Genomic DNA, 9135 nt, shown 5'->3' with positions numbered 1-9135 from the left:
TGTCATCACCTAAAATATGATTGGCAAAAATAAAATGGCAAATATGATATTTGCCATTTAAAAAATAACGGTAGCAATTATGCCACCTTTTTATGTTTTGAAGAATTAGTTAAGTGTATTACCCACTTCGAACCATTCTTTACGAGAATTCAAAATATCTTGAACCCCCATCGCTTTTTTTCCAGGAACTTGCAGTTGTTCAAATACAATCGCGTTTGAACCCGTTGCCACATAGATCCCTGTTTTATCTGCTTGAATAATAGAGCCTGGCGTTGCGTTTCCTGTGTAGGTTTCTACACGAGATTGCCATACTTTAATCGCTTTATCTTCAACAGAGAAATGGCTCATTGGCCAAGGATTAAAAGCACGAACACAACGTTCAATGGTGTCTGCATCCATAGTCCAATCAATCTTAGCTTCTTCTTTGCTCAGTTTCTTCGCGTAATTAGCCAGTTCATCGTTTTGCTTTTGTGCAACCGCTGTGCCATTCGCAATCGTAGATAAACAATCAACTAAAGCAACTGGACCAAGTTCAGCTAGCTTGTTGTACATTGATGCGCTGGTATCTGTAGCTTCAATTGGCAGCGTCGCAATACTTAGCATGTCACCAGTATCTAAACCGATATCCATTTGCATAATGGTTACGCCAGTTTCGGCATCGCCAGCCCAAATTGAGCGTTGAATTGGAGCAGCACCACGCCAGCGAGGTAAAATTGAACCATGAACGTTAATACAACCTAATTTAGGGGTATCAAGAACCGCTTGTGGTAATAGCAGCCCATAAGCAACCACAACCATTAAATCTGCATTTTGATCGGCAAGTTCTTGCTTTGCTTCGTCAGTTTTAAAGTTTTCTGGTTGGAACACGGGAATATTGTGTTCAAGAGCCAGCTCTTTTACTGGGCTCGCCGTCAGCTTTTTACCACGGCCCGCAGGGCGATCTGGTTGAGTATATACGCCTATCACTTCATGGTGAGAGTCGATAAGTGCTGATAAATGGCGAGCGGCAAAATCGGGCGTGCCCGCAAAAATAATGCGTAATGGTTTATTCAAGTTGACCTCGGTATCTCTAATATCAATCCAAATAAGTAACGTAAGTAATTATTTGGATTGTTATGGCTAGTTTTTAGCGTTGAATTTTTTGATCTTCTCTAGCTTTTCTTTGATGCGCTTACGCTTTAATGGCGATAAGTAATCAACAAAAAGTTTACCATTAAGGTGATCTAATTCGTGCTGAACGCAGATAGCTAATAAGTCATCAGCATCAAAGCTAAATTCTTTACCATCGCGATCAAGAGCCGTTACTGATACTTCAGCAGAGCGAGGAACCATCCCTTTTGCGCCAGGAACAGATAAACAACCTTCTTCAATACCATCATCGCCACTTTTTTGTGTGATAACAGGGTTGATTAATACCATTGGTTCGTCACGAGTGTCAGACACATCGATCACAACAATACGTTGATGAAAATCTACTTGCGTAGCAGCAAGGCCAATGCCTTCTTCGTCGTACATGGTTTCAATCATGTCAGCGATGAATTTTTGGATTTCAGGTGTTACTGCTTCTACCGGTTTTGCTACGGTACGTAGACGATCGTCCGGAAACGTTAATACTTCTAATAAAGCCATAATTACTCTAAATGTTGAACTGCGCCGAAAACGGCATGAACCTAATAGTTCCAATTCTAGACATTTTATTAGGCAAATGACAGCATCGGTTTAAATGTCTGACAAGGAAAGCGGACCGTGTTTAAAAAATTACTCTTATTTAGCTCGTTATTGAGTTTTATTACCTATCCGTCAACGTCTCTTTCATCTGACGATAAGTTGATGTTAAAAAAGGATTCCCTAACCAATAATGATCTCAAACCATTAAAAAAACTGTCGCCTAAAATCCATATTATCGTTAAAGAACCTACCCCAGCAGTCACCGCTAGTTTGGTCGCTCATTATTTGCAATCAGATAGATTAATTGACGAAGAGGATTATTTTCATGCATATCGAGTGCTTGGTACAAGTGATGGAAGGCAGTTTTTGAGTCGTAATGAACGAGTCTATGTGGATGCTAAATTAATAGATAAAGAATGGGGTATTTATCGGGCCGTGAAGGTATTTTCTAGACATGGCCATAAAAAAAAGGCTCACGCACTTCGATTGATCGCCGTTGCTGAACTTGCTGAAAATAATGACAAAATAAGTGGTTTAAGAGTGATTAAACAGCAACAAGAAATAGTAATGAATGACGTTGTTCTTCCTATCTCTAACGATGATCTTAATGACAAGCTTAAAACTACATTTTATCCGCAGCCTGGGCCAGTAGACATGAATATATCAATACTGGGCTCGATTGATGGTGGAGATTATCTCGCAGTGAATCAAGTGACGATTATTGATAGAGGAAGTGATGATGGCTTACAGCAAGGAAGTCGGTATCTTTTAAAAGAAGAAGGACGCGAGGTTAATGGTCATCGGGGGGAGTATTACTATGATTCTAATAATATTGAAAAAGAAGGATTTCAATTACCAAAAATAGAGATCGGGGAACTGATAGTTATTAGACCTTATAAGCAATTTAGCTTGGCATTGATTACTCGAGGTGAAAGGCCAATAAATAAAAATACGTTGGTGATCTCACCAAGAAAAGGAATCGATTATGAATAACTCTGAAGCGCATTTGTCTGCTTGGTTAACGCTCTGTTTTTGTCCTCGAGTCGGAGGGAAAATTATGACCCGCCTACTCGCTGTTGATTCTCCTGAAAATATACTGCTATACAGCACTGATAAACTTCGCTCTCTTGGTTTATCTTTAGCACAAGTGACTTATCTACAACAGCCAATGAATGCAGAGGTTGAAAAGTGTTTAGCGTGGCAAAATGAAAGTGATATTAATATCATCTTGCCACTAACTAGTTCTTTGTATCCCAAGCTACTTTCAGAAATAAGCGCCCCACCGCCGGTACTATTTGTGAAAGGAGATCCGCTTACGTTATCAGAGCCTCAAGTTGCTATTGTTGGTAGTCGCAATGCCAGTTTGGAGGCGCTTGATTGTGCTAAGCAGTTTGCTGGCGCGATTGTTCAGCATAATTATGTGGTGACGAGTGGTTTGGCATTAGGTGTTGATGGGTATGCGCACCATGGAGCCATTGAAGCGAAAGGAAAGACAATTGCAGTGCTGGGTTCCGGATTGGAGAAGCTCTATCCTGCTAAACATCGCTCTCTTGCTCATCGAGTGATAGATAACGGTGCTTTAGTTTCTGAGTTTCGACCAAATGCCCCGCCAAGAGCGGATAACTTTCCAAGACGAAATCGTATTATTAGTGGGTTATCGACTGGGGTTCTTGTTGTTGAAGCGGCGGAGCGATCAGGGTCTTTGATTACAGCAAGATATGCAAATGAACAAGGGAGAGAAGTTTTTGCGCTTCCTGGCTCGATACAAAATCCGACGGCGAAAGGAACAAATGGGTTAATAAAGGCGGGAGCAAAGTTAGTCTCTTCACCTGATGATATTTTTGATGAAATAGGAGCCCTAACGGAGTGTGCAATATCTCATCAACCATCGTTATTTGAGCAAGAAGTTATCACAGAACAATTGCCATTTCCCGAAGTGTTCGCTACCGTAGGCAGTGAGGCGACGCCTGTTGATATAATCGCAGAGCGATGTCAGACGCCTGTACATGAAATCATGATGCAATTGCTTGAATTAGAGTTGCAAGGTTTCATCGCTGCAGTCCCAGGGGGTTACATTAAAAAGCGGAGGGGCTAGCCATGATGGATGTTCTTATGTATTTATTTGAAACATATATCCATAGTGATGTTGAACTGAGTGTAGACCAAGAGAAATTAGAAGACGAATTACTTAAAGCTGGCTTTCATCAAGATGCGGTATATAAAGCATTAGATTGGCTGGAAGATTTAGCACGCTTACAAGAAGATGATTCTTATACGCACGTAGAGCAAAGTACATCAACGTCAATGCGTATATATACGCAACAAGAAATTAATGGGATCGATACTGATTGCCGTGGTTTTTTACTTTTCTTAGAGCAAATTAAAGTATTGACGAGTGAAACTCGAGAAATGGTTATCGAGCAAGTGATGGCCTTAGAAACGGAAGAATTATCATTAGATGACCTGAAATGGGTTGTGCTGATGGTGTTATTTAACGTTCCTGGTCAAGAGAGTGCTTATACACAGATGGAAGAATTACTTTATACTACAGATGCTGGTATAACGCATTAAGGTCTCATTGAATGTCTGGGAAAATTGATAAACAATTATTTAAAGCTCATGAACATGCTTTAGAACATGAAAACTGTCCTCAATGCAGTGGTGAATTAACGATTCGCTATGGCAAAAGAGGTCCGTTTTTAGGCTGTCAAAATTATCCAACATGCGACTATATTCGACCATTAAAAAGTAATGACGGGCACATTGTCAAAGAATTAGGGGTCCCTTGTCCTGAGTGTGAAAATGAATTAGTACTAAGACAAGGCCGTTATGGAATGTTTATTGGTTGTTCCTCTTACCCTGAATGTTCACATATTGAATCTTTAGAGCAAAAAAAAGAAGACGCATCGAAAGAATTAATTGAGTGCCCTAGCTGTAAAAAAGGCTTATTGCATGAGAAAAAATCACGTTTTGGGAAGGTTTTTTATGCGTGTGATGGCTACCCTATTTGCCGGTTTGCTGTTAATCAAGAACCAATAAAAGGGAACTGTCAGAAATGTGATTTTTCTTTATTACTAAAAAAAGAAATGGCTTTAGGCACCAAGATTGTTTGTGCGGATAAAAAGTGTGGTGCAACACAAGATACTAAAGAGTAACTCGAACTCGATTCATTAAAATAGAGAGAGTTACTCTTTAAATTTACACTCTTATGAAAGAGCTCGAAAAACCTCACTATCTAATAGGTTAGATAGTTTGATTAGTTCTTTTTGTAACTCCTCAGGAGATGAGGCACACACATTAATGTGGCCCATTTTTCTGCCTGCTCTTTTTTCTTTTCCGTACCAATGAATATGGCAGTTAGGCATGGTTAATAGTTCAGAAGGCAAAGTGTCCTCACCTAAGATATTAATCATTGCCGTAGAGCGCAATAATGTCGATCCTATCAAGGGAAGATTACAAACTGCACGAATATGCATTTCGAATTGACATACATCTGTACCTTGTTGTGTCCAGTGGCCTGAATTATGAACGCGCGGAGCAATTTCATTAACCAGCAACTTACCTTCGACGTCGAAAAACTCAATAGCCAACACACCGATATAATCTAACTCATCAGCAATTGCTGAAAACATGCGATCAGCTTGTTCTTGTAACTCACTGGTGCCTTCCAATGCAGTAGAGAGTGCAAGTACGCCATCAACATGAACGTTTTCAGTTAGAGGATAAGTTACAAGTTCCCCATTTTCATTGCGTGCGCCAATGAGAGACACTTCACGATTAAAAGGAATAAATTGTTCAGCCACCATAGCTTGATTTGGCGTGCTTTGGATTAATTCATTCATTTCTTCCCAAATTTGTTCTATTTGAGATTGATCTTTTAAGCGCCATTGCCCTTTGCCATCGTAACCACCGAGTGCACTTTTTAATACCATTGGGATCCCAACAGTATCTATTGCATCTAGGAAATCTTGTTTTGAATTTATGATGTGGTATTTCGCATTGCTTACTTCTGCATTATCTAACAGAGACTTCTCTAATCGGCGATCTCCCCCTGCTTTAATTGCATTAGGGTTTGGTTGGAACTTACCACTTTGACTGCATGTATTTAAAATATCATATGGGATGTGTTCGAACTCAGCAGTAATGACATCAACGTCGTTAATCGCTTGTTCTAATGATAAATCAATGACCTGCTGAGTTAGAGGGTGAACAATTTGTTTGTTATTCACATCATAAGCAATAATATCAATATTTAATGGTGCGCTAGCCAGTGACATCATTCGAGCTAATTGTCCTGAGCCTAAAACAAGAACTTTCATGATTAATCCTCTGATGGATCTGGATTTTCTAATACCATTTCAGTCTGTTCTTTACGGAACGCTTCTACTGCTGTCATGACATCGGCATTGTATGTACCAAGAATTTGAGCAGCAAGAATACCTGCATTTGCAGCGCCCGCTTCTCCGATAGCAAGTGTACCAACAGCAATACCTTTTGGCATTTGTACAATTGAAAGCAGTGAATCCATACCTTTTAAAGCGCGAGATTGCACTGGAACACCAAGAACAGGAATACTGGTAAATGCTGCCGCCATTCCAGGAAGATGAGCCGCCCCGCCAGCGCCTGCAATAATTACTTTAATACCACGATCTTTTGCTTGTGTAGCATAGTCAGCAAGCAGCTGTGGAGTTCTGTGAGCCGAAACCACTTTTGTTTCATAAGGAACATTAAAGCGATCAAGCATCTCTGCGGCTAGTTTCATTGTAGGCCAGTCTGATTTTGAACCCATGATAATACCGACTTTCATTGTGAACTCCTTGGATAAAGATATTGGCAATATAGAAAAAGTTGTAGGCATTATACGGTTATTTTTTGTTAAGGAAAACGTTTGCGTCGGTTAATATACAAGTTATTCATGATTGTTGACAATTCAAAAAAGGAAAGCAGTTGTTTGATTTGAGTAGATCAATAGAATAGAAGCTATATAGATAGAAGGGTGGTGTAAATGTGAAGAATCTAAATCAAGTCGTAGAAGCTCTAAAACGTGGTGATGTGATTGCTTATCCTACTGAAGGCGTTTTTGGGGTCGGTTGTGATCCAGATAATGAGCAAGCTCTTTTAAAGTTATTAGAGGTAAAAAAGAGGCCACAAGAAAAAGGGTTGATTTTAATTGCAGGATCTATGGATCAACTTGAGCCATATATAGAGCTAGGTGATCTTAGTTTAGAGCAAGTGAATGCAATTAAAGAATCATGGCCGGGGCCGGTTACTTGGATTGTCCCTGTTAGCTCTAAAACTTTACCTTTAGTGACGGGACAATTTAATAGCATTGCTGTGCGAGTAACAAATCATCCGCAAGTAAAGGCGATTTGTTCTGCTTTTGGAAAGCCAATCACCTCAACCAGTGCAAATTTATCCGGACTTGAACCTTGCCGTAGTGTTGATGAAGTGGAATATCAATTAGGTGATAGCGGAGTTGTTATTTTTCAAGGTGAGGTTGGTAATAGAACTCAACCAACAGAAATTCGAGATGCAAAAACAGGTAATACCTTGCGTCAAGGCTAATGCATCAACTCTTTCTTTAAGGTAAGGTGAAATTAATTTTTACTTTCGTCATTATTTAATAGGGAATTGCGACATGGATAAGTATGCGGTTTTTGGTAACCCGATAAAGCACAGTAAATCTCCATTTATTCATACCTTATTTGCTCGTCAAACAATGCAAAACTTAGAGTATGAAGCCATTGAAGCACCAGTTGATGATTTTGTTGAGACTGTTATTGCCTTTTTCTCCCACCAAGGAAAAGGATGCAATGTTACTGTGCCTTTTAAAGAAGAGGCATTTCGTTTTGCCGATCAGCTTACAGAAAGAGCTAAATTGGCAGGCGCTGTTAATACACTAAAAAAACTGGATGATGGAATTATCCTAGGCGATAACACCGATGGCGAAGGGTTAGTTCAAGACTTACTGCAATACCAAGTATTACTTAAAGATAAGCGAATTTTACTTTTAGGTGCTGGTGGGGCTGCTCGAGGCGTCATTCTTCCTTTATTAAAGCAAAATCCTGCATCTATTATTGTCGTTAACCGTACTTATGAAAAAGCTCAAGAGCTTGCTGAGTTATTCTCTCCTTATGGTGAGATAGAAGCGATGATGATGAGTGAGGTTAATTGCTCATTTGATATTGTTATTAATTCCACATCAGCGAGTCTTGCTGGTCAGCTTCCTTTAATCAGCCCAAGTATCTTTTCTAATAATACGATTAGCTATGACATGATGTATGGTTCAGGAAAAACGGTCTTTAGTCAGTGGGCATTGGATAATAATGCATACCAGGCTTATGACGGTTTAGGTATGTTAGTTGGTCAAGCTGCAGAGAGCTTTGCTGTTTGGAGAGGATTGCGCCCTGGAAGTAAGCAAATCTTACGAGAATTAAGAAAGAACTTAGAAGGTATGTAATGAATCAATCTATTATTTTCTCTGATGACTTATTGGTAGAGCAAGAAAAGCAGCAAGTTGTTTTTTCTGCTCAGCAAATGGGAAGTCTAATTAAGTGCTCGGTATCTTTCCTGTGGCTAGCAGAAGAAAGGGGAGAGACAGTAAGTACAAGCCAGCAAGCAGAAGAGGCATTTCTTCAATTGCGTTTTGATATAGAAGATAAAGCAGAAGCATTAATAGAAGATGAAGAGTTCAATGCTTCTGGTGGTATAGATATCAGATAGTTTCTTCTTCTATATAGTCATTCTTAAATGAGACATAATTCATTGCTGATTTTTTAAGTGATGCTATTTCTTCTATAGATAGAGGGCGAACCTGTTTTACTGGGCTGCCTATATAAAGGTAGCCCTTTTTTAATGTTTTATTTGGTGGAACTAAGCTACCGGCCCCAATCATGACATCCTCTTCAATTCGTACGTTGTCTAAAATGATACTTCCCATTCCGACTAATACGCGATCTCCAATGATGCAGCCATGAAGCATAACCTTGTGACCGATAGTGACATCATTGCCAATGATTAAAGGCGCACCCTTTGGATTGTCTGTATTTTTGTGAGTAACATGAAGAATAGAGCCATCTTGAATATTTGTTCTGTTACCAATTGAAATATGATTAACATCTCCCCTAGCGACAACTAACGGCCAAACACTTGAATCCTCACCAATGGTAATGTCACCAATTAAAACACTCGATGAATCTATATAAACATTAGAACTAATAGCAGGAAAGGTCGATTTATAGCGACGTAATGACGATTTCATATGATCTCACTTAAAAATGATAAGTTACTGTTAATAGAATGAGCCTAAAAAGCTAATTTAGCATCGATTTGTACGTACTTTAACCATAAAAACATAAATATCAAATAATCTTAAAAAAGAGCTTGCCAATGTGATCGAACTCTCTATAATGCGAACTCACTGACACGGAGAGCCCATCCCATAAGGGGTTAGCAATCAGAGTTAGT

Annotated in this window: 12 protein-coding genes; 7 read left to right on the top strand and 5 right to left on the bottom strand. The window is 39.4% G+C overall.

The window, feature by feature from the left end; all coding sequences use genetic code 11:
- Window positions 1-105: 105 nt before the first annotated feature.
- Window positions 106-1053 carry a methionyl-tRNA formyltransferase gene (gene fmt, locus PVK62_RS16595; protein WP_274445117.1) on the bottom strand — a complete coding sequence of 316 codons (948 nt, stop codon included), beginning with the start codon at window positions 1051-1053 and terminating at the stop codon, window positions 106-108.
- A gap of 66 nt (window positions 1054-1119) precedes the next feature.
- Window positions 1120-1629 carry a peptide deformylase gene (gene def / locus PVK62_RS16590; protein ID WP_274445118.1) on the bottom strand — a complete coding sequence of 170 codons (510 nt, stop codon included), beginning with the start codon at window positions 1627-1629 and terminating at the stop codon, window positions 1120-1122.
- A 117-nt stretch (window positions 1630-1746) separates the two neighbouring features.
- Here def and PVK62_RS16585 point away from each other — a divergent pair, with 117 nt between their 5' ends.
- The 4 genes from PVK62_RS16585 to PVK62_RS16570 are packed head-to-tail and all read left to right on the top strand — an operon-like array spanning window position 1747 to window position 4823.
- Window positions 1747-2661 (top strand): peptidoglycan-binding protein, encoded by a 915-nt coding sequence (locus tag PVK62_RS16585; RefSeq protein WP_274445119.1) that lies wholly within the window; start codon window positions 1747-1749, stop codon window positions 2659-2661.
- On the top strand, window positions 2654-3763 hold the full coding sequence (gene dprA / locus PVK62_RS16580; RefSeq protein WP_274445120.1) for a DNA-processing protein DprA: 1110 nt from the start codon (window positions 2654-2656) through the stop codon (window positions 3761-3763). The genes PVK62_RS16585 and dprA overlap by 8 nt, the downstream gene beginning before the upstream one ends.
- Before the next feature lie 2 nt (window positions 3764-3765).
- Window positions 3766-4239 (top strand): DUF494 family protein, encoded by a 474-nt coding sequence (locus PVK62_RS16575; RefSeq protein WP_274445121.1) that lies wholly within the window; start codon window positions 3766-3768, stop codon window positions 4237-4239.
- 11 nt (window positions 4240-4250) lie between these two features.
- Entirely contained in the window at window positions 4251-4823 is a 573-nt protein-coding gene (locus tag PVK62_RS16570; protein ID WP_274445122.1) for a DNA topoisomerase family protein, read from the top strand.
- A gap of 51 nt (window positions 4824-4874) precedes the next feature.
- Here PVK62_RS16570 and PVK62_RS16565 read toward each other — a convergent pair whose 3' ends face one another.
- Both PVK62_RS16565 and purE read right to left on the bottom strand, forming a co-directional pair.
- On the bottom strand, window positions 4875-5987 hold the full coding sequence (locus PVK62_RS16565) for a 5-(carboxyamino)imidazole ribonucleotide synthase (RefSeq protein WP_274445123.1): 1113 nt from the start codon (window positions 5985-5987) through the stop codon (window positions 4875-4877).
- A 2-nt stretch (window positions 5988-5989) separates the two neighbouring features.
- Window positions 5990-6475, bottom strand: coding sequence for a 5-(carboxyamino)imidazole ribonucleotide mutase (purE, locus tag PVK62_RS16560; RefSeq protein ID WP_274445124.1), 486 nt, complete (start codon window positions 6473-6475; stop codon window positions 5990-5992).
- A 200-nt stretch (window positions 6476-6675) separates the two neighbouring features.
- Between purE and PVK62_RS16555 the strand changes: the two genes are divergently transcribed.
- The 3 genes from PVK62_RS16555 (at window position 6676) to PVK62_RS16545 (ending at window position 8391) form a co-directional block, all read left to right on the top strand.
- A complete protein-coding gene (locus PVK62_RS16555; RefSeq protein WP_274445125.1) occupies window positions 6676-7233 on the top strand; it encodes a Sua5/YciO/YrdC/YwlC family protein in 558 nt (185 codons plus the stop codon).
- A gap of 73 nt (window positions 7234-7306) precedes the next feature.
- Window positions 7307-8128, top strand: coding sequence for a shikimate dehydrogenase (gene aroE, locus PVK62_RS16550; RefSeq protein WP_274445126.1), 822 nt, complete (start codon window positions 7307-7309; stop codon window positions 8126-8128).
- Window positions 8128-8391, top strand: a complete 264-nt coding sequence (locus PVK62_RS16545; protein ID WP_274445127.1) for a DUF1488 domain-containing protein — start codon at window positions 8128-8130, stop codon at window positions 8389-8391. The genes aroE and PVK62_RS16545 overlap by 1 nt, the downstream gene beginning before the upstream one ends.
- Here the strand turns inward: PVK62_RS16545 and PVK62_RS16540 are convergent.
- Complete coding sequence (locus tag PVK62_RS16540; protein WP_274445128.1) at window positions 8384-8929, bottom strand: gamma carbonic anhydrase family protein; 546 nt, start codon at window positions 8927-8929, stop codon at window positions 8384-8386. The genes PVK62_RS16545 and PVK62_RS16540 overlap by 8 nt on opposite strands.
- Window positions 8930-9135 lie beyond the last annotated feature (206 nt).

The organism is Aliivibrio sp. S3MY1, from assembly GCF_028765575.1.
Lineage (GTDB): Bacteria > Pseudomonadota > Gammaproteobacteria > Enterobacterales > Vibrionaceae > Aliivibrio.
The sequence above is the reverse complement of the archived record's forward strand: the minus strand, read 5'-3'. Positions and strand labels throughout refer to the sequence as shown.